Genomic DNA, 19803 nt, shown 5'->3' with positions numbered 1-19803 from the left:
ATGGTACAGGTCAAGATTTGCGGCATCACGAACCGGGCGGACGCCAAGGCCGCCGTGGATGCCGGCGCGGAAGCGCTGGGATTCAATTTCTATCCCAAGAGCCCGCGGCGAATCTCCCTTTCTCACGCGAGAGAAATCATTCGCCGTTTGCCGGACGAAGTGGCCGCCGTGGGTGTTTTTGTAAATGCTCCAGAGAAAGAAGTTTTGCGAACGGCACGAACCGTGAATCTCGATGCATTGCAGTTGCATGGGGAGGAATCGCCCAAGCAAGTTGAGCATCTTGCGCGAAAATATCCTGTCATCAAAGCATTTCGCGTTTTGCCGGGATTTCGAGTCGCGCAACTGAAAAAGTACCGGAGCGCTGCTGGATTTTTGCTCGACGGATATGACGCCAAGCGACGCGGCGGCACGGGAAATCGATTCGATTGGCGAGCCGCGCGTCAGGCAAGAGATTATGGTGCGGTGATTGTCGCCGGTGGTTTGACTGCAGAAAATGTTGCTGAAGCAATCCGGAAAACAGAGCCGTTCGCGATCGACATATGTAGTGGAGTCGAAAAGCGGCCTGGGAAAAAGGATGCGAGAAAACTGAAGCTATTGATGGCGGCAGTGCAGAGCATACAGCGGAAGAATCCAATGAGCCCGAGAGTGAAAAATGGCTACAAGAACTATAGCTGAGAGTGTGCCGGACGCCCGCGGCAGGTTCGGAGCCTATGGCGGCAGGTACGTTCCAGAAACGTTGATGGCTCCTCTTGAGGACCTGGAACGTGCGTATAACGAAGCGCGTTCGGATGCCAGCTTCCGGCAGGAGTTCGATGATCTGCTGCACAACTTCGCCGGCCGGCCCACGCCACTGCAATTTGCCTCGCGGCTGACGCAGTATTTGGGCGGGTCAAAGATCTATTTGAAGCGCGAAGATCTGCTCCATACCGGCGCGCACAAAATCAATAACTGCATCGGGCAAGGATTGCTCGCGGTGCGAATGGGTAAGCGCCGCGTCGTTGCGGAAACCGGCGCGGGACAACACGGCGTGGCCACGGCCACTGTCGCGGCGAGGCTTGGGCTGGCATGCACCGTGTATATGGGTGCGGAAGATATGGAACGCCAGCGCCTGAATGTGTTTCGCATGCGGCTGCTGGGCGCAGAGGTCATTGGCGTGGATGCGGGGAGCAAGACGCTGAAAGATGCCATTAACGAAGCCATGCGCGATTGGGTGACCAATGTTCGGACGACACACTACCTGCTGGGATCCGTGCTCGGCGCGCATCCTTATCCCGCAATGGTGCGGGATTTCCATCGCGTGATTGGGCGGGAAGCGCGCGATCAGATCTTGCATGCCGAAAAACGCCTGCCCGATTGGCTCTTCGCCTGCGTCGGCGGTGGCTCGAATGCGATCGGACTTTTCAATGATTTTCTCGACGACGCGAATGTGAGGATGGTGGGCGTGGAGGCTGGCGGACGAGGCACAGCGCTCGGCGAACACGCGGCCCGATTGGCGGCGGCCGCGGGATTTGCCGGCGCGAAACCGGGCGTCCTGCAAGGCACATATACGTACGTCTTGCAGACGGCGGATGGGCAGATTTCCACCACGCATTCTGTTTCAGCAGGACTCGATTATCCTGCCATCGGCCCTGAACACGCATGGCTGGCGGACCGCGGCCGCGCCGAATACACAGCGGTGCGCGACGACGAGGCCATCGAAGCCGTAAAAACGCTCGCGAAGATCGAGGGAATTATCCCTGCTCTCGAGTCCGCGCACGCGCTGGCGGAATTGATGCGACGCGCCCCAAAAATGAGGCGTGACGAAATCGCGATTCTAAATGTCTCCGGCCGCGGCGATAAGGATATGGAAATTCTGGCACGATATGAATGAACGGACGGCGAAACTCGGCACCGCGACGCAGACGCGAATCGGACGGCGATTCAAGGAGCTGGCAGGCTCTGCTGAATTGGGCATCGTCGCCTATCTAACCGTGGGAGATCCGTCGCTCGTCGCCACTGAGGAAATTGTTCTCGCAGCTGCCGCAGCAGGCGCTGACGTGATCGAACTTGGCGTTCCCTTCAGCGATCCGGTTGCTGATGGCCCCACGATCCAGCGCGCCAGCGAACGCGCGTTGCGCCAGGGAACGACACTGGCGAACGTGATTGATCTAGTTGCGCGACTGCGCGAGAAAACGCAAGTGCCGCTCGTGCTTTTCAGTTATTTCAATCCGATTTTGCAAATGGGACTGGAAAAGTTTGCGACGAGGACTCAGCAGGCCGGAGCGGACGGCGTTCTCGTCACGGATATGACGCCGGAAGAAGCCAGCGAGTATCGTGCAACGATGCAGTTGCACGGCCTCGACACCATATTTCTCGCTTCACCAACTTCCACTGATGCGCGGTTGAAGCTGATTTCCGAAGCGTCGAGCGGTTTTTTGTATGTCATCTCGCGGACCGGCGTTACGGGCGCGAAAGATTCATTGCCGGAGGAGTTGCCGGCGATGGTCCGCCGAGCGCGAAAATTTGCGTCCCTGCCGATCGCTGTGGGATTCGGTATTTCTCTGCCTACGCAAGTAACGGTGCTCGGGGGGATTGCTGACGCGGTCGTAGTCGGGTCGGCGCTCGTGGCAGAAATCGAAAAGGCGCCCTCGTCAACTGCGGCAGCCGAGGCAGTCGCGGCACGCGTGAAGTTGTTGAAGCATGCAGCCCGGCATGGCCTCAGCCGGCGAGACGCGAATGCCTGAAGGCGTTCCTTTTCGCCGCGTCGCGATCCTGGGAACAGGATTGATCGGTGCTTCTTTCGGGCTCGCCCTGCACGACAAATTTCCGCAAATCTCAATCGTGGCCTACGACCGCCCAGAAGTGTTACGTCAAATCACGGAACGCGGCTGGAAGTGGAAGATCGCGCCAGAAATTGGCTCGGCGGTGAGCGAAGCGGATCTGATTTACATCGCGCTGCCGATTGGCGCTGCAATGGAAATCCTGCCGTCGATTGCAGCGAAATGCGGCGACCAAGCTTTGGTGACCGATGCCGCAAGCACAAAAGTGGAAATTTGCCGATTGGCGGAGACGATATTTTGCGGCCGAGGACGCTTTCTGGGAGGCCATCCCATTGCGGGCAAGGAAAATTCTGGGATACAAAACGCCGATGCGGCGCTCTTTCGCGGCGCCCGCTACGCCCTGATTGGAACCCCGCGCGAAGAAGATGATCGCGTTGTTCGATTTGCGTCGCTCTTGTCCGCAATAGGTGCCGAGCCCGTGTGGTGCGACGCCGATACGCACGATTGGGCACTCGCCGTCGTGTCGCAGATGCCGCAGCTTCTCATCGTGGCTCTGGCGCGCGTAATTAGCGACGAAACCGATGAGACTGGCCTTCCTACGTCTCTTGCAGGACGTGGCTTGCGCGACTTGTTGCGTATTGCCGGCAGCCCCTATGAAGTATGGCGTGACATTTGCCTGACGAATACGGAGAACATTTCGCGCTCGCTCGACCGCGTGACCCAGGCGATCGATTTTCTTCGCACGCGCTTGGCCAATCGCGAACTCGAACAGGAATTCCGCGTCGCAAACGAACTCTACAAATCCCTCCACTCCACGCGTCGCAATTTGCAGTAGACTTTCCGAGTAATCTTGGCTATCGAAATTGAGTTTCATTGGCGGCGGGATTGCGGAGGCCGGATTGTATGGATAAGCGGGTCACAAACGCCGAAGTGGCGATTGAACGCATTAAAGATGGCGCGACGATCCTCGTCGGTGGCTTCGGGATGTGCGGCGTGCCGGAACATCTGCTCCGCGCCCTGCACAAAAAGGGAACGAAAGATCTGACGCTCATCTCCAACAACGCCGGCACGGATACTTACGGCATCGGATGGCTGCTCGAATCGAAGCAAGTAAAAAAGATGATCGCGAGTTATGTGGGCGAAAACAAGAGATTCGAAAATCTGGCGCTGAGCGGCGAAATCGAGGTGGAACTGAATCCGCAAGGGACGCTTGCGGAGCGTATACGAGCCGGCGGCGCGGGCATCCCTGCATTTTTCACTCCGACCGGATACGGCACGCCCGCTGCGGAAGGAAAAGAGACGCGCGAATTCCATGGGCGAAATTACGTTATGGTGCCCTGGCTTCGTGGAGAGTTTGCGTTCATCAAAGCGTGGAAAGGCGACCGCTGGGGAAATCTCGTTTTCCGAAAAACGGCCAGGAATTTTAATTCGGTGATGGCGACTGCTGGAGATTACGTCATAGCGGAGGTCGAAGAACTCGTCGAGTTAGGTGAGCTCGATCCGGATTCTATCCATATGCCGGGGATTTTCATCAATGCGATTTTCCAGGGCGGAAACTACAGTCATCCGATCGAGAAACGCACGTTGCGGAAGCGCCAATAGGAGTGGAGCAAATGACGGGACATATGGACAAGCGTGAATTCATCGCGCGGCGCGTGGCGCAGGAATTGCGCGATGGCTATTACGTCAATTTGGGAATCGGCATGCCGACGCTTGTGCCGAATTTTCTGCCCCCCGGCGTGGAAGTCGTGCTGCAATCGGAAAACGGAATGCTGGGAGTCGGACCGTATCCTTACGAAGGTGAAGAAGACGCGGATTTGATCAACGCCGGAAAGGAAACGATTACGGAAATTCCGGGCTGCTGTTATTTTTCGGGCGCCGATTCTTTTGCGATGATTCGCAGCGGGCGAGTTGACGTGACAGTTCTCGGCGCACTGCAAGTGGATGAAAAGGGAGACCTTGCCAACTGGGCCATTCCTGGGAAAATGCTCAAGGGCATGGGCGGCGCGATGGATCTGGTAGCAGGCGCCAAACGGGTGATCATCGCCATGGAGCATGCCAACAAAGAGGGCCAGCCGAAGATTATGAAGAAATGCACGCTGCCGCTGACTGGCGTTGGCGTGGTGAAGATGATCGTGACGGAGATGGCTGTAATTGATGTCCGGCCAGAAGGCCTGATCTTGAAGGAAATCGCACCGGGATTAAGACCCGAAGACGTGCAAAAGGCCACCGAGGCGCAGTTGCATGTCGCCGCGAACCTCAAAGCGATTTCGGTATGACCCGTTGCCTCGCCGCAACTCCAGCGCCGCGAATGCGTGCGCGCGGCAAGGGAATGAGGTAGCATCAATCGAGAAATCTCAGGGGAGAAGATGGAGCCGCATTCTATTGTCGTCGTCAGCCTGCACAGCCCCAAGGAGCGCATTTGGGGCGAACTGCTAGAGGTATCCGTCGCCGGCGTAACGCTACGCGGAATTGATCTGGAATCGTTCGATGATTTTGTGCGCCAGGTGAAGCATCCCGAAGGTGAGCGAATCGGCCTGCCGACGCTTTTTTTCCCCATGCAGCGCATCGAACGGATTGCCCTGGATGAGGCGCGGGGTTCGATTCCTTCACTGGCGGAAAAATTCGCGGCGAAAGTGGGACAGACACTCGAGAATTATCTGACGCAATTTGCCTGACGGTCTCCCGAAACGCTCCATGGACAAGAATATTTTCACGGTTCCGAATCAGCTGACGTTCCTTCGGCTGGGCTTTCTGCCCTTCTTCATCATCGCGATTCGTTATAACCGTTACGATTGGGCGCTAGTTCTTCTGATCGCAGCTGGGTTGAGCGATGCGCTCGATGGTCTTTTGGCGCGGCGGCTGAATCAGAAAACGCAGCTAGGCATGCTGCTCGATCCCATCGCAGACAAGTTGCTGCTTTCCTCATCGTTCCTGATGCTGGCTTTGAAGGGGAAAATTGGCTGGTGGCTGGCGATTCTTGTCCTGGGACGCGACGTGCTCTTGCTGACGGCCTGCGCCGTGATCTTGCTTGTGGTCGGGTACACGGCGTTTCCGCCTAGCCTTTTCGGTAAGTTATCAACCGCGTTTCAAATCCTGCTGGTGCTGATTGTGATCATTGGCGCCCTCACGCCTAATCCGACCCTACATGATCTGCGCGTGCTGCTTGTCTATCTCGTTGCTGGGTTCACAATCTTTTCGGGATTCCATTACAGCATCGTCGTTGCGCGCAAACTCTAGGTAAAGGCACGACAAATTTCGCCGCTCTGGCTCAGTAATGGATATGAAAGCCAGTGCGAGCGGCCACGATTGTCAGTACGAAGCTTGCGAGCACGACGACGGCTGTCCCCCACCCCAGAAGATATGCGCGTTTGCGCTCTGATGCGTCGGCTGGTTCGCGGTCCATCATCAATTTGCCGAGAATGAAGCCTGTGATGCCGCCGCCGAGGTGCGCCATGTTGTCGATGCCCGGAAAGAAGAATCCCCATAAAACAAGATAGATAATCCAGCGGTAGACCTGCGAGCGAAGTTGCTGCATGTGCGAACCGCCTCGGCGATACGTGATCGCCAACAGAACGCCTATGAGCCCAACAATCGCGCCAGAAGCGCCAATGCTGAAATGTCCCATAAAACCGCTGAGAACGTAGCCGCCAATTCCGCAGGCAATATATAAGAATAAAAAACGAGAAGAACCGTAAACTTCCTCGACAGCTGGAGCCAAGTCGACCAGAACCCACATGTTAAACACAATGTGCATCAGATTGGCATGAAGAAAAGACGCGGTGATAAGCCGCCAAGGTTGGGCGAGGTTGATTGGAAGCGGCAGCGATGCGCCCATGGCCTGAAGGACCCGCGAATCAACGGAGCCGATGCCGAAAAGCATTCCGAGAATCCCGCCTCCTTGCGGCGCAACTTGGCCGCCGATTCGCAGGGTGAGCAGAAGGCTGAGGCCGTAAAGAACGCAACACGAAACCAAAATTCCGTAGGTGACCGGCGCAGTAGAAGGCATGATTCTGCTGAGCTTGCGGCTGGCCGCGGCGAGAGAAAACGTCAGGCTTGCGCCGCATTGGTGGCATCGCGTGGCCGTCGAACCAACCAGCGTGCCGCAGGCAGGGCAGAGTTGCGGGCGGCGTTCGCTCTCCTTGGCGTGAAACATCCCGGAGAAGCTGTCGCGCCATCGTTCCAGTTTCCAACGCCAGCGTAGAGGAAGAGGCAATGGTTTCCTTGCGGCATCTTGCCCGCGTTTCTATAATACCGGAAAATTTCAGAAGCACACGAAGAGATGAACCACGCGATGCGTAGAAACCGAATGCAGAGGATAAATCGGACGGCCGAAACGCGGTGCGGATCGTGAATTCCCGAGGGTCATCGGGGATGGCTGCGGACTGCCTTTCTCCTGTTTTTTGTGTATTTTTTATCGCGCTGGTCCTCGCGGGATGCGCGCATCACCGGCCAATCGCAAATCCTCCGGTGTCTGTCCCGCCCGCCGAACAACCCACAACGGCTCCGCCGCAGCAACCCGTGCCTGCCCCGACAATTGGACCTTCGCCCGCTCCAGCCGTTCAATACACCGAACAGGGAGTCGCGTCGTGGTATGGGGTTCCATTTAACGGACGGCGCACGTCGGACGGCGAAATCTACAACATGTTTACATACACAGCCGCGCACCGGACTTTGCCGTTCGGCGCGGTCGTACGCGTCACGAACTTGAACAACGGCAGACAGGTCGAAGTGAGAATCAATGACCGCGGCCCGTTCGTTGCGAATCGCATCATCGATCTCTCGTATTCCGCGGCTGTTGCCATTGGCATGATCGGAACAGGAACCGCATCGGTGAGGCTCGCCGTCGTCGGCGGACCGGACCCGAATGTGGGCTTTTTTGGCGTGCAAGTAGGAGCATTTTCCGTGGAAAGCAATGCCGAACGCTTGCGGGATCGCCTCAGTGCGCAATATTCGCCGGTGACGATTACGCAGTACGATTCGCCGAACGGAATGTTTTACCGCGTGCGCGCCGGCCGTTTTACGACTCAAAACGCGGCTCAGCAACTCGCCCAGCAGCTCGAAGAACGGGATCAGTTCGTTGCGTTCGTCGTGCGACTGGACAACTGAGACAGTTCGCATTTCTGCGATTTGCAATTCGACTGATATCGCAGAGCAAGTTAAAATCGGCGCATGTCTGGTTTCGCGCTGGCGGTATTCCTTCTCTCCATTTCGATAGCGCCACGCGCGCCGAATTGCACGGCTGTGCAAGCTACGCCAGATAATGCGACCGCCTCGGAAACGATTGTTCTACCCTTGGAATTGGTCGCAAACCAGCCGGCCACGCTCGCGGTTCTTTCCGCAGACGGCCACGTGATGGCAGCCGTGAAACTCGTGCTATCAAGCGGAGAAACCATCACGACGGACGAAAGCGGACGCGCGCATTTTCTGGCTCCGCCTGAGACCGGAGTTTTGTACGTCCGAACCACCGACTCTGAGGTACGCGCCGTAACTGATGTTCTGCCACCTGGAGCCGCGGTCAATCGAGACAAGATTTCTGTGCCATTTCTTGTGGCATTGAAGAATCCCTTCTCGATCCGCGGACGCGGTTTTTATGGCGACGCAGATCATAATTCGGTCGAAATCGTGGAGCAGCCGGCACTCGTCCTTGCCGCTTCACCTCTCGAATTAATCGTGCTCCCTTCGCCGCAAATCACACCCGGAATTGCCGACCTTGTTTTGAAGTCTGCGTCTGATGTTCCTCTGAGGATCACTCTGGTAGACGTAGCTTCCGATGCAAGCGAACTGCAGGTCAGGCCGGGGGAAAAAATCCAACTCTCCCTTCGCGTGAACGGAACGGCGCAGGCCGTCGGTTTGAAGATTCGAAACTTGAGCCCGCAAATCGCGCAATTCAAACTGAAGCGCAACCAGACACTGAAGACTTCCGGCGGTGTGAACAACTCCGCGAAGCTGGAAGTCAAGGGGCTGCGCGCGGGTCAATTTTCGTTTCGTGCCGAGCTGGCCCCGTCACCGGGCGCACCGGACGTTGTCGCAGCGAGAGACTTTCTTGAAGCCGCGCAGAAAATCGCGCCAGAAAATCAAAGGCATTCCATCGCGAGCATTTTGAAAGAACTTCGGCCGCAGGCAATCCATGTGGCAGGCGCGAGGAAAAAGGTGGAGAAGCTGTTTATGAGCAGTAGCCCTGGAGACTTTTCTGTACTCCTCGAAGCCGCTCGACGCGCCTTACTCGGCGACTAAACCGAGTACGCAGAGAAAACCCTTAATCTTTTGAGGCAGCTTCCAGCGCTTTCATCGGCACGTCCGGCAGAGCGCCTTGCGCCATTTGCTCGAGATTTCCCCGCGCGCGATCCAATTTACGATCAGCATCGTCGTAGCATTGCTGCGCATGGCGAATGTGGCCGCCGAGCGTCTCATAGACCTTCATGAATGTTTCGAGCTGGCTTTGTAAACCGGCCAGCCCGGCCTGAAGGTGCTTTGCATTTTCTTCGACCTGCATACCCTTCAGCCCCATCAGAATCGCGCTCAAGTATGCATGGAGGGTGTTGGGAGAGATAGGCAGAATTCGTTTGCCGCGGCAATAATCATCGAGGCGTCCGAGCTTCGCGTCGGAGGTCATCAGCAATTCGTAATAGACGCTTTCCGAAGGAACAAACATCAGCGCCACATCGAGCGTTCCCTCGTTTTGCAAAATATATTTTTCCGCGACGGACTCCGCATGCTTGCGCACCGCCTGAAAGAATTCCTTTCGCGCGTCTTCGCCCGATTCGACGAGCCGCTGATAGCTTTCAAACGGAAACTTCGAATCGATGGCGATGAGTTTTTCGCCGGAGCGAACCACCGCGTCGACAATTCCGCCGGTCGAAAAGCGATACTGAGTTTCGTATGCGCTGCGCGGAAGAGCGTCAGCCAGAAGGGCTTCGAGGGCGACTTCCCCGAGAGAGCCGCGCGTTTTCGCTCCGCCGAGAACGCTTTGCAGCGTCTGCGTCGCTTGCGAAAGGTCGCGTCCCGCCTGCTGGATTTCTCCGAGCTGCTTCCCGACGCGCCCGAGAACTTCCTGCGAATTTCGCAGTTCGGTCGCGACAGCCGACTGCGCCTGCGAAACCAACTGTCCGGAATTCATCAGACCTTCCTGCAATGAAGTCGTCACCTGTCCCAGCTGTTGGAGCACCGTTTGCAGAACCTGGCTCAACTGAGTGTTCACCGCCTGCGAATGCGCCTGCAGCGCCGTCTGCATATCCTGTCGCAAGGCTGAGATTTGGCTGTCGCCTTCGCCGCGGCGGCGCGTCGAAAGCCACACAATTCCAAGCGCCAGCGAAATCACTACGGCTATCAACCCAGCAAATAAGGCTTGTGTCATCGGAGATGGCTCCCATGGCGAAGAAACGGCGAACCTAGACTCTCACTTTAACGCAGAATGAAAGGGAACAAAAGCAGCGTAAAGATGCGAGACGGGGAGCTAACTTTCGCCGCTCCCGTGCTCGAGGAAAAAAACGTCTACCAGTGGAGTTTCAACGCAAACTGGAACTGGCGCTGGTCGAGCGCTGCCGTCGGCTGGCCGGCGTCGCATGCTCCTGAGCCTGTCGGATCGCACAGCGGATTCACGTCCCCAACGTTGAAGCGATTGAGCATGTTAAATCCTTCGGCGATAACATCAACGCTCCATCGGTCATTCAGCACAATTCTGCGGGACAGTTGCAAGTCGATGTCGAAATATCCTGAGCGCGTGAATGTGTTGCGTCCGAGATCGCCGATGCAGCCAAGAAAACTTCCCTCTGGCCCGATGCCGGTCAGCACCGCGGACTGAGCGGGTAAAAGTGTCGGGCACTGCGCGGTCGGCGGCAAAAAGGCGACTCCGGAAATATACGGCGACGCCACGGCGCCGGATGGCAGCATTCCGCCGGCTGGAACACGCACTGCCGATGGCCGGTCTGTTTCTGAACTGAAATCGAGATTGAAATCGGTGCCCGTCAGCACGGTGTATGGCCGGCCGGAAGACAGTTCCATAATCGGCGCGAATGTGAAGTTCGTCATAGCCTTTTGCAGCCAATTTCCAGAGCTCGATGAAGGGCTCTCGAAAACAGCGCTTGTAACCCAGCGATGGCGCTGATCAAACGCGGAATTGCCGCGCTCGAGCTGCGGCAAACTGTTGTCCTGCGGTTCGAGCAGTATTTGCAAATCCGTTGAATCGTCAATCGCGTGCGACCACGTCCAGTTGGAGAAGACCTGCATGTGATTGGAAAGCCGCTTTGTCACGGAGACGGTCAGGCCGTTATAGATGGAATTGCCGGAGGACTCTTGCTGAACAACGTCGCTCCATGGCACGCACAGTCCGGCTTTGCCCGTTGGATAGCCAACTCCGCCGGCAAGCAGTTGCAAGCCACTGATCGCGGTGCTGCACGGGGCGCCGGGAGCGGCTGCTGTTGCAAACGATGGATTCGGCCCTGACGGTCGGAAGAAGTTGAACGCCGCAGCGGTTCCAACGGGCTGGCCGTCCAGCGAAACAAGAGGTGTCGGGCAATTCGTCAGCAGGCCGAGGATCCCTGTCGCACCTGGAGCAGCTGTAATGCCGCAGGTGCTCGCGCTCGAAGCCGTAGGAGTAGCACTGACGGTGAAGGGGCTCGCCGGCGTAAGTCCCCCTGCCAAAGCGTTCGCGAAATTTTGCATCAAGAGGGTTGGATTCGATGCGTTGATGTTGCGCGGACGGTTGAGGTGCACACCATGTGTGTAGCTGTAACTAACGTCCACCTTCCAATCGTGCGCGAATTCATGCTCAATGGTCAGGTTCCCCTGTTGCGCGTAGGCAAACACAAAATTCCTCGCCGTCGGTAACGTGAAAGGCAGAATCGCAATCGGGATTCCTGCAGTCATGAAATTCTGGCTCGTAAAAATAGAGCCGGACTGAAATGGATTGAACCGTTGCTGGTTCGGTTCGTAGCCAAAGGTCGGTATTCCGCCCGTATTGAGAACACCTTGAAAAACTGAGGCTGCATTCAAACCCACGACACCAGGCTCCGACGTCCCCGGACAAACAGCAGTCGTAATCGCGCACGCGGTCGGCGTACCGCCGCCGGCGACGAGCTGCGATGATAACGCGCCATCGGCCGTCGTCGAATCAAACTCGAGCGCCAGCTCAGGGTTATCGTAGAAGAGGCCATAACTCGCGCGGATCGCTGTCTTCCCACTGCCGGTCGGATCCCACGCAAGGCCAAATCGCGGAGCGATGTTTTTTGCGGAGACAGGAACGCCTTCGATTACGTTCAGCGCCGGTTCTGCCGCCGCATTGAGCGAAGTCCCCGGCGAAAATGTCGGCGTCCATTGAATGTCGTAACGCAGCCCGTAATTCAGTGTAAGTCTTGGAACAATCTTCCAGCTATCCTGTGCGAAGACTCCCAGCGAGGGGACATTGAAAGGCCGATTCGAATTTCCAATCCCTTGGATGAAGTCTCCCGGGAGGCCGAGGCCGTATGCCTGCAGAGCCGTCAGACCGGGAACCGCAACGCCTCCCACCGATGAAGGCAGGCTCAAATCCGCGGCGCTCAAGGAGCCAAAGTCGAAAACTCCCCCGAAATTCAATTCGAAGATTTCCGCCTGGGATCCACCGAGCTGAATGTAATTCGTGTCCTCGCCAAACTTAAAAGTGTGATTGCCCTTGATCCACGTAAGGTCGTCGGTGAACTGATGGCGTTTTTCAATGCGGTCCACGGTCGAAAAAGGCTCGCGCCCGAAAAAGGCAAAGCCAGTGATGTTCACGGCCACGTTTCCGCCACCGGGCAATTGCGAATATCCGTAGTGCAGTCCGCGTCTCGCGAATTGATAGTGAAATTCATTAAACAAGTTGCTGCGAATCGCCGTCGTGTGCTGGCCTACGATGTCGAGATCTCGCGATTGTTGCAGCGAAGTTCGCGAACCGGCATTTTCTCCAAAATTTTGATTTTGTGCGTTCACCTGGATGCCCGTGATCAGTGATGGCGAAACATTGGCGCGCACGAATGTGCTGTTCTTCGTATTCCAGATATGATCCAACCGGAGCGAATAGAGGCTCGTCCCTTCCTTGACCGGATAGTTTCCGATCTCTGACACAAGCGGGGTGAATGACGCTGGCAAAGCGGGAGAAAAAGCCGTGCCGCTGTTGTTTAGGACAGGCAGCGGGAAACACGGAAACGGAGGGCCGGTCGAACACGGAGCGACTCCTTTTGCCTGGTCAATGGCGCCGTAATCCGCGCCGTTCACGGCCACGCTCGAAGCCGAGCCTGCCAGAACGGCATAATTGGCCGCGAAGCTTTGCAGCGCCCCATTCCCACTGGCAAGAAGTGTCTGCACAAAACTTGTCTGTGGCCCGGTCATTGTTAGCGGAGCGGGAAAGAATGAATACGTCGCGGAGCACAATCCAAAAAGGCCATTCGCGCTGCCCGTGGGGCAGCCCCCTCCTCCTTGCCCAATGTCGCTGAACCCCGTTTCCTGGCGCCGAGTCGTCTCATAACTGAAAAAATAGAACGTTTTGTCTTTTTGAATGGGCCCGCCGATGGTCATGCCCGTCTGTACGCGCGTGAACGGCTGCTTTACCGGCTGGATATCTCCCGTTGCAGGATTCACTTGAAATGAAAAAGGATTCCGCGCTTGCAGCGCGCTCAAACGCAAGTAACCAAATGCGTCTCCATGCACCTCATTCGAACCGGACTTCGTCACAATGTTGATCACGCCGCCCATGGCTCGGCCGAATTCCGGCATGTAGTTGCTGGTGAGAATCTGAAATTCCTGAACGGCTTCCTGCGAAACGGTCGCGCGAACTCCCCCGACAGAATCGTCCACGGCGTCTGCGCCGTCCACGGACACGTCATTGGATCGCGCGCGCTGCCCTCCAAAATTCAGTCCGCTCGTCGGCGCTGCTCCGATGGAAGGTGCGCTGTCACGGCTCGCCTGAGAATCCAGCAGCGCAAATTGAATGTATTGCCTGCCGTTAATCGGAAGGTTTTCAATTTGTGTCTGTGTGATGGTCTGCGAAACGTCGCTCTTCTCCGTCTGCACCAACTCTGGCTGGCCCGTGACGGTTACCGTTTGCTGCCCTGTGCGGATCACGAGGTGTGGATTGAAGACCGCAGGCGCTCCGAGAGTGAGCGTGATTTCCGGGTTGACAAGGGTTGTGAATCCTTTGGCCTCTACAGTCAGTGAATAGCGTCCCGGAGGCAAGCCAACTAACTCGTAATGGCCGTTCGCGTCGCTGGCCACGTTTGCCGTCGCTCCCGTCGCTAAATTCTTCATCGTAACCTGCGCGTTTGGGACACCGAGGCCTTGCGGATCGGCTACAGTTCCCGAAAGCTGCACGCTGTTGATCTGCGCCAACGTGCCAATGGCCAAAAAACAGAAGAAGGAGCAAACCGCACCGACACGGAGCGCTTGTCTCAGCAGACGCATCGTTTCCACCCCTTTGGCAAGAGTCTCTCGAAACACAGGCGCCCGCTTGCCTGAGTCGAGGGCACTCTCCCCCACAATAGCCTTGAGTTACAGGGAAGCCATTGTTTGGCTTCTACAGCAATAGCAGCATTCGCGCAACAGGAATCTTAGGAAGGATTGCAGGAAGGAATCTGACTTGTTTGCTCAGTTGCCGGTTCCGCTCAGGTGAACCAAGGGCTGGGTCTCTTGCGTCGCGCCGGGCTCGATTTTCTGCGGCCCGCGCCAGTTGTCGAGGACGGCCACTTGGTGGACACAAGAAACCGTGCAATGCGGCGCGCACGATTTCTTCGTGTAATACTCGCGCTGGCGCCGTTCCGCGGAATATTCCGCGAGTGGGACGCCGGGATAGCCTCGTTGCTGCGAGCAATAATGAACCAGCCCGTTCTCGCAAATGTACAAATAGCGCGAGCCTGCGCGACATCGCCAGTCATTCGCGCGGCCGGCGGCGATATTGTGCTGGAACGAATTGACACGCGAGAATGAGTGTTTTCCGAGTCTCATGATCTCCTCGAAAATTTCCTGTTCTCGTGGTCCGAGCGGGCGCAACTGCCCGTTGCCGTCGTGAATGATTCCGACAGTCGAAGAAAAGCCCAGTTCCACGGCGCGATGTGCCACAGCCAGCGCGTCCTCGGGACGGTTGATCCCGCTGCCTAGCACCGAATTGATATTGACGTGAAAATCCGCGTGCTCCGCGAGCAGCCTCAGCTTCTGATCCAGCACTTTCAAACTCTTTTTCGACACGTCATCCGGCTGTGCGTTATCGATGCTGATCTGCAAAAATTCCAGTCCGGCCCGGTTGAGTCGCTCGATGCGCTCCGCGACGAGTAAGTAGCCATTGGTGATCATTCCGGCGATCATTCCGTTGTGCCGGATGCGCCGGATGATTTCATCCAGCTCCGGGTGCAGCAATGGTTCGCCGCCGCTGACTGTCACTACAGATGTCCCGAAGGAACCCAGCCGGTCAATGCGGCGGAACATCTCGTCGAGCGGAACGGGCTTCGAGAAGTCGTCGAATTCGTTGCAATACGTGCAGGCGAGATTGCATCGCCGGATCGGGATGATGTGCGCCAGGAGCGGGTGCTTCGTCGAGACGAGCGCCTTCGCGATCATCCGCCAGCTTCGCACCGCGCGATGCGTGGCCAGGAGCTTACGTCGAATTCTTCGGCGAGTGTCCATCCGTAGCTTTTCCTCGCTATTTTCGATGACGAAGGCCGCGAAAAAATAGCCTCGTCTCCAGCACAGAAGCCTCTAAATATCTATGCTACAACAGAGCTTGGGCGCGGCGCTTAAGTTTTGGCGGGATCGCAACACAGCAGTCAGCTCGCCGCCGTGCGTGATAATCTATTATTAGGGGAGCTTCCAACGGGGCTGTAGCTCAAATGGATAGAGCGAGGCACTCCTAACGCCTAGGTTGCCGGTTCAATTCCGGCCAGCCCCACCAGCCTTTGCTTGTCACTCACCACTTCAGCAAAAGCAGTTCCGAACAGAATCCCGGTCCCATCGCCCCCAGAATGCCCAGCGTTCCGGGCTCGGGACGCCGGTTGGCCATCACATCTTCGAGGACCAGCAGGACTGACACAGAGGAGATATTTCCCACCTTCGCCAGGCAGTCCCACGACGCTTGCAGCGCATCGTCCGGAAGCTGCAACGCCATCTCAACCGCCTCCAGCACTTTGGGTCCGCCAGTGTGAAACACCCAACTTCCAATGTCTTTCTTCGAAAGTCCCATGTCCGAGAGGAACAAATCGACATCTTGTCCCAGATGCTCCCTGATTACATCCGGGACACCCGGCGAAAGCACAATCTGAAAACCCTTCTCGGAGATATCCCAACCCATCGTGCGTTCGGAGTTTGGATAGAATGTCGAACGCGTTGCCAGAATCTCCGGCCCCTGAATATCTCTTTCATCGCCCGTAACAATCGCCGCCGCTGAGCCATCGCCGAACAATCCGGCGGAAATAAGATTAGCCACGGAGAGATCGTCGCGCTGAATCGTCAGGGAACAGAGTTCCACGGCGAGCAGCACGGCCGTCTGGCCCGGAAAAGCACGAACGTAATCGGCCGCGCGCGAAATTCCCGCTGCTCCCGCCACGCAACCCAGCCCGAAAATCGGGTTGCGCTTGATATTCGCGCACAATCCCATGCGATTAATCAATCGCGCGTCGAGCGAAGGGCTGGCGATGCCCGTGACGGATACCACGAAAATTGCATCCAGATCCCGCGCGGCCAGGCCGATTGGTTTCAACGCGCTGGCGATTGCCTGCTCGCCGATGTCGAGGCCTGTTTCAATCCACTTGTTGTTCGCCTCGCCCCATGACATGAGCTTGTAATAGCCCTCCAACGGCAATGACATATAGCGCCCGCGGACATTGACATTGGCGTGGAGGCGGTCCAGAACGTCGGGATTCTTCAATCGGTCGCCCCAGTATTGCTTCAAAGCAGCGGAGAGAACGTCCTGACTGTAGTAATACTTGGGAAATGCCCCCGCGACGCTGGCAATTCTCATCCTTCACCTATCCTCTCGTTTTTTCCGGCGCGCACGCAGCTGCGGAGTATCTGCCTGTGACGCACATGTTCAGCGCAGAGTTGCTTTGCGCCCATCCTGCTGATTCACGGCGAATGCACTTCCTGCCGCGCCGGCCCCGTCTCACAATGCCTGCTTCTCGAAAATTCTCCGGCGGGCCTTCCAAACGCACATTTACGCGGCCCCGATTCTCATCCTGAAGCTTCGCGGGGGCAAGTAATAATCTTGGCAACGGCCCGAACTAGGATTCCCTGGGCATTCTACCCGGAATTCCTCGAAATCCATCGCGGAATTCTCCGGCCTATGGCACCGTCGCCGGCCGCTTTAACGTGTCTTTAATGTCCCTTTAACATTCGCGGTCATTTCGCGCTCAAAACGCGGCAAGTAATAAGTATGAATATTCAGTAATGATTCTCGTGCTGTCTTGCTCGCCGGAATCGCTTCCGCTATGCTTTGCTTATCGTGAACCCTCCAGTCAAAGTCCTGATCATCGAAGACGACAAGGATATTGTCGAGCTGGTCCGCTACAACTTGGAAAAAGACGGCTACCAGATCATCGCATGCGGCGACGGCATGACCGGTCTGGCACAAGTTCGCAAGTCATCGCCGGACCTGCTCATCCTGGATCTCATGCTTCCCAAATTGTCCGGTCTTGAAATCTGCAAGGAAATTCGCCGCGACGAAAAATTGCACCGCCTTCCCATCCTGATGCTCACGGCTCGCGGCGAAGAAGCCGACCGCGTAGTGGGCCTTGAACTTGGCGCCGACGACTATGTCACCAAGCCTTTCAGCCCCCGCGAATTGGGCGCGCGAATCAAAGCTTTGCTCCGCCGCGTCCAGCCGCCCGGCGAGGAAGCCAAGCTGCTCGAAATCGGAACTCTGCGCGTCGATCCCGTTTCTTACCGCGCTCAGCGTGAGGGTAAGACTCTGCCTCTGAGCACGCTCGAATTTCGTCTCCTTTACTTCCTTGCTTCGCGGCCCAATCGTGTCTTTTCGCGCGATCAGCTGCTTGATTCCGTGTGGGGCAGCGACCGTTTCGTCACGCCGCGCAGCGTCGATGTGTATGTGCGGCGCTTGCGTGAAAAAGTCGAACGCAACCCGGAAAAGCCGGAATATTTGAAGACCGTGAGAGGCGCAGGCTACCTCTTCGAAACCCGTGCGAGCTAGCCTCTTTTGGAAGCTTGGGCTCACGTACCTGATTCTCGTCCTACTGGTTCTCGCCGCTTTTGATTTTTATGTGGCCCGCATCCTGCGGCAAGATTACATTCGCGCCGCCGACGACCAGCTGAGTTCTCTTGCGCAAGTCGCGAAATCTCGCCCGCCCGATTTCGAGAATTCCTCTGCGCTCGCCTCTTGGGCTTCCTGGATGGCTCACAGCGGCGCACGTATTACTGTGATCGCCGCCGATGGCCGCGTCCTCGCGGATTCGGCCCATGACATCACCACAATGGAGAGTTACGCGAATCGCCCGGAATTCATTCAGGCTATGGCCAAAGGTCAAGGCGAGTCGGTCCGGCATAGCCACACGCTCGACCGCGATCTGGTTTACTACGCGATTCGCTCTGATCGTGCCGGCGCGTCGCCAGTCATCATCCGTGTTGCCCTGCCGCTCGCCGAAATCAATACGGCTCTGGCGAAAATCCGCTTTCAGGTCTGGACCGCTTCGTTTCTCACTTTGATTCTTGGCATCGTCGTCTCGGCTTTTTTCTCCCGCGGCTTTACTCGCCGCGTCGCGCGCTTGAAGGATTTCTCTCGCCAGGTTGCCGCTGGCGATTTCCGTCCGTTGCCTCGGGAGCCGGGCAACGATGAACTGGTTGATCTTGCCGATGCACTGAATGAAACGGCGGCTCAGGTGAACCGGATGATTCGCACTCTCACCGAGGAGCGCAATCGTTCTGCCGCGATTCTCCGCAGCATGGTCGAAGGCATCGCCGTTGTTGATTTCCGCGAGCGGCTCGTCTTCTGCAACGAGGCCTTCGGCAAAATCTGGGAGGTCAACTCAGCGGAATTTGAAGGCCGTCCCGCGGTCGAAGTGATCCGGCATCCGGAGATTATCGAGCTGCTCCGTAAAGTGCTTGCTGAACAGCAAGTGTTCCGCGGCGAAATCTCTTCCGGCGCGGCACGGCCGAGGATTTTTTCCGTCATTGTCGCGCCCGTTGCATCCCTCGACGGCGCTGCGACGGCACAGCCTCCCACCGCCAGTCTGCCCGGCGCGGTCGTCGTGTTGCACGAAATCACCGAGCTGCGCCGGCTCGAACAAGTGCGCAAGGATTTCGTTGCTAACGTTTCTCATGAGTTGCGCACACCCCTGACGGCCGTTCAAGGATTCGCCGAAACGCTTCTTTCTGGAGCTCTCGACGACCCGAAAAACAATCGCCACTTTGTCGAAATCATCCGTTCGCATGCCGCGCGCCTGGCTCGGCTGACTGAAGACCTCCTCAGGCTTTCACGCATCGAAGCCGGCAAAGTGGAAATCGATTTTCAGCCCATCGATCCGCGCCACCTAATAGAAGTGGGCATCGAAGCCGTACGGCTGGCCGCCTCTCAAAAGCAGATTTCCATCGGAGCGGTCCGCCTGGCTCGGAATTTGCCGCGTGTGCGCGGCGACGCTGGTTTGCTTGGCGAAGTTCTCAGAAATCTTCTCGATAATGCCATTCAATATACGTCCGCGAGCGGTCGCATCGAAGTCACTGCGGAAGCCAGCGGGGAATTTGTTGTCATTACGGTCGCGGACACGGGAATCGGCATACCGCAAAATGAACAATCGCGTATTTTCGAGCGTTTCTATCGCGTCGATGCTGCCCGCTCCCGAGAAGTCGGGGGCACCGGCCTTGGCCTGGCCATTGCCAAACACATCGTCGAAGCCCACGGCGGCAGGATTTGGGTCGAGAGCGTTGTCGGCGAAGGCTCGAAGTTCCGCTTTTCAGTCCCGCGCGCCTGAACCCGCATCTGTTTCTGCAAATTCATCTCTGTGTCATCCCACTGCAACACGGAACTCTCACATTTGGAATGAAATGGGTATCGTCAGCGGCTCGAAAATAGGTCCTGCAGAAAGGGATTGGTCATCTA

The 19803-nt window shown here is 57.0% G+C and carries 17 protein-coding genes and 1 tRNA gene; 13 read left to right on the top strand and 5 right to left on the bottom strand.

Translation table 11 applies throughout. The features are described from left to right. The 8 genes from VGR81_11610 (at window position 1) to VGR81_11575 (ending at window position 5999) form a co-directional block, all read left to right on the top strand. On the top strand, window positions 1-675 hold the full coding sequence (locus tag VGR81_11610) for a phosphoribosylanthranilate isomerase (GenBank protein ID HEV2289589.1): 675 nt from the start codon (window positions 1-3) through the stop codon (window positions 673-675). Next, window positions 653-1870, top strand: coding sequence for a tryptophan synthase subunit beta (gene trpB, locus VGR81_11605; GenBank protein HEV2289588.1), 1218 nt, complete (start codon window positions 653-655; stop codon window positions 1868-1870). Before VGR81_11610 ends, trpB begins: the two co-directional genes overlap by 23 nt. Then, complete coding sequence (gene trpA, locus VGR81_11600; GenBank protein ID HEV2289587.1) at window positions 1863-2723, top strand: tryptophan synthase subunit alpha; 861 nt, start codon at window positions 1863-1865, stop codon at window positions 2721-2723. The genes trpB and trpA overlap by 8 nt, the downstream gene beginning before the upstream one ends. Continuing rightward, complete coding sequence (locus tag VGR81_11595) at window positions 2716-3594, top strand: prephenate dehydrogenase/arogenate dehydrogenase family protein (GenBank protein ID HEV2289586.1); 879 nt, start codon at window positions 2716-2718, stop codon at window positions 3592-3594. Before trpA ends, VGR81_11595 begins: the two co-directional genes overlap by 8 nt. Before the next feature lie 68 nt (window positions 3595-3662). Continuing rightward, window positions 3663-4361, top strand: coding sequence for a CoA transferase subunit A (locus VGR81_11590; protein HEV2289585.1), 699 nt, complete (start codon window positions 3663-3665; stop codon window positions 4359-4361). Window positions 4362-4372: 11 nt separating this feature from the next. Then, window positions 4373-5038, top strand: coding sequence for a CoA transferase subunit B (locus VGR81_11585; protein ID HEV2289584.1), 666 nt, complete (start codon window positions 4373-4375; stop codon window positions 5036-5038). Between the two features lie 90 nt (window positions 5039-5128). Further along, entirely contained in the window at window positions 5129-5437 is a 309-nt protein-coding gene (locus VGR81_11580) for a hypothetical protein (protein ID HEV2289583.1), read from the top strand. Between the two features lie 19 nt (window positions 5438-5456). Continuing rightward, the gene (locus VGR81_11575; GenBank protein HEV2289582.1) at window positions 5457-5999 is read left to right on the top strand and encodes a CDP-alcohol phosphatidyltransferase family protein; all 543 of its coding nucleotides are present in this window, start codon (window positions 5457-5459) and stop codon (window positions 5997-5999) included. 31 nt (window positions 6000-6030) lie between these two features. Here the strand turns inward: VGR81_11575 and VGR81_11570 are convergent, their stop codons facing one another. Further along, complete coding sequence (locus VGR81_11570; protein HEV2289581.1) at window positions 6031-6975, bottom strand: rhomboid family intramembrane serine protease; 945 nt, start codon at window positions 6973-6975, stop codon at window positions 6031-6033. Between the two features lie 134 nt (window positions 6976-7109). Here VGR81_11570 and VGR81_11565 point away from each other — a divergent pair, with 134 nt between their 5' ends. Both VGR81_11565 and VGR81_11560 read left to right on the top strand, forming a co-directional pair. Beyond that, window positions 7110-7868, top strand: a complete 759-nt coding sequence (locus tag VGR81_11565) for a septal ring lytic transglycosylase RlpA family protein (GenBank protein ID HEV2289580.1) — start codon at window positions 7110-7112, stop codon at window positions 7866-7868. Window positions 7869-7931: 63 nt separating this feature from the next. Beyond that, window positions 7932-8996, top strand: a complete 1065-nt coding sequence (locus VGR81_11560) for a hypothetical protein (GenBank protein HEV2289579.1) — start codon at window positions 7932-7934, stop codon at window positions 8994-8996. A gap of 22 nt (window positions 8997-9018) precedes the next feature. On the opposite strand, the gene VGR81_11555 is transcribed toward VGR81_11560, so the two are convergent. The 3 genes from VGR81_11555 to VGR81_11545 all read right to left on the bottom strand — a co-directional run bounded on the left by VGR81_11555 (window position 9019) and on the right by VGR81_11545 (window position 15386). Then, window positions 9019-10116: a DNA recombination protein RmuC gene (locus VGR81_11555; protein ID HEV2289578.1), complete on the bottom strand. Its 1098-nt coding sequence runs from the start codon at window positions 10114-10116 to the stop codon at window positions 9019-9021. Between the two features lie 137 nt (window positions 10117-10253). Next, the gene (locus tag VGR81_11550) at window positions 10254-14171 is read right to left on the bottom strand and encodes a TonB-dependent receptor (protein HEV2289577.1); all 3918 of its coding nucleotides are present in this window, start codon (window positions 14169-14171) and stop codon (window positions 10254-10256) included. 183 nt (window positions 14172-14354) lie between these two features. Continuing rightward, window positions 14355-15386, bottom strand: coding sequence for a radical SAM protein (locus tag VGR81_11545; protein HEV2289576.1), 1032 nt, complete (start codon window positions 15384-15386; stop codon window positions 14355-14357). 188 nt (window positions 15387-15574) lie between these two features. On the opposite strand from VGR81_11545, the gene VGR81_11540 reads away from it, so the two are divergent. Further along, window positions 15575-15651, top strand: a tRNA-Arg gene (locus VGR81_11540). Window positions 15652-15666: 15 nt separating this feature from the next. Here the strand turns inward: VGR81_11540 and VGR81_11535 are convergent. Further along, window positions 15667-16716, bottom strand: coding sequence for a 3-oxoacyl-[acyl-carrier-protein] synthase III C-terminal domain-containing protein (locus VGR81_11535; protein HEV2289575.1), 1050 nt, complete (start codon window positions 16714-16716; stop codon window positions 15667-15669). Window positions 16717-17196: 480 nt separating this feature from the next. On the opposite strand from VGR81_11535, the gene VGR81_11530 reads away from it, so the two are divergent. Both VGR81_11530 and VGR81_11525 read left to right on the top strand, forming a co-directional pair. Further along, window positions 17197-17901 carry a response regulator gene (locus tag VGR81_11530; GenBank protein HEV2289574.1) on the top strand — a complete coding sequence of 235 codons (705 nt, stop codon included), beginning with the start codon at window positions 17197-17199 and terminating at the stop codon, window positions 17899-17901. Then, a complete protein-coding gene (locus VGR81_11525; GenBank protein HEV2289573.1) occupies window positions 17891-19675 on the top strand; it encodes an ATP-binding protein in 1785 nt (594 codons plus the stop codon). Before VGR81_11530 ends, VGR81_11525 begins: the two co-directional genes overlap by 11 nt. Window positions 19676-19803 lie beyond the last annotated feature (128 nt).

The organism is Candidatus Acidiferrales bacterium (assembly GCA_035934015.1).
In the GTDB taxonomy this organism is placed as follows: domain Bacteria; phylum Acidobacteriota; class Terriglobia; order Acidiferrales; family UBA7541; genus DAHUXN01.
This window is presented reverse-complemented; position numbering and strand designations above follow the sequence as displayed.

What these genes read in the sequence shown, in the direction of transcription:
- VGR81_11575 (HEV2289582.1), top strand. Translation starts at nt 5,457, where the DNA reads ATGGACAAGAATATTTTCACGGTTCCGAATCAGCTGACGTTCCTTCGG.
- VGR81_11550 (HEV2289577.1), bottom strand. Translation starts at nt 14,171, where the DNA reads ATGCGTCTGCTGAGACAAGCGCTCCGTGTCGGTGCGGTTTGCTCCTTC.
- VGR81_11555 (HEV2289578.1), bottom strand. Translation starts at nt 10,116, where the DNA reads ATGACACAAGCCTTATTTGCTGGGTTGATAGCCGTAGTGATTTCGCTG.
- trpB (HEV2289588.1), top strand. Translation starts at nt 653, where the DNA reads ATGGCTACAAGAACTATAGCTGAGAGTGTGCCGGACGCCCGCGGCAGG.
- VGR81_11545 (HEV2289576.1), bottom strand. Translation starts at nt 15,386, where the DNA reads ATGGACACTCGCCGAAGAATTCGACGTAAGCTCCTGGCCACGCATCGC.
- VGR81_11535 (HEV2289575.1), bottom strand. Translation starts at nt 16,716, where the DNA reads ATGAGAATTGCCAGCGTCGCGGGGGCATTTCCCAAGTATTACTACAGT.
- VGR81_11560 (HEV2289579.1), top strand. Translation starts at nt 7,932, where the DNA reads ATGTCTGGTTTCGCGCTGGCGGTATTCCTTCTCTCCATTTCGATAGCG.
- VGR81_11590 (HEV2289585.1), top strand. Translation starts at nt 3,663, where the DNA reads ATGGATAAGCGGGTCACAAACGCCGAAGTGGCGATTGAACGCATTAAA.
- VGR81_11585 (HEV2289584.1), top strand. Translation starts at nt 4,373, where the DNA reads ATGACGGGACATATGGACAAGCGTGAATTCATCGCGCGGCGCGTGGCG.
- trpA (HEV2289587.1), top strand. Translation starts at nt 1,863, where the DNA reads ATGAATGAACGGACGGCGAAACTCGGCACCGCGACGCAGACGCGAATC.
- VGR81_11595 (HEV2289586.1), top strand. Translation starts at nt 2,716, where the DNA reads ATGCCTGAAGGCGTTCCTTTTCGCCGCGTCGCGATCCTGGGAACAGGA.
- VGR81_11580 (HEV2289583.1), top strand. Translation starts at nt 5,129, where the DNA reads ATGGAGCCGCATTCTATTGTCGTCGTCAGCCTGCACAGCCCCAAGGAG.
- VGR81_11610 (HEV2289589.1), top strand. Translation starts at nt 1, where the DNA reads ATGGTACAGGTCAAGATTTGCGGCATCACGAACCGGGCGGACGCCAAG.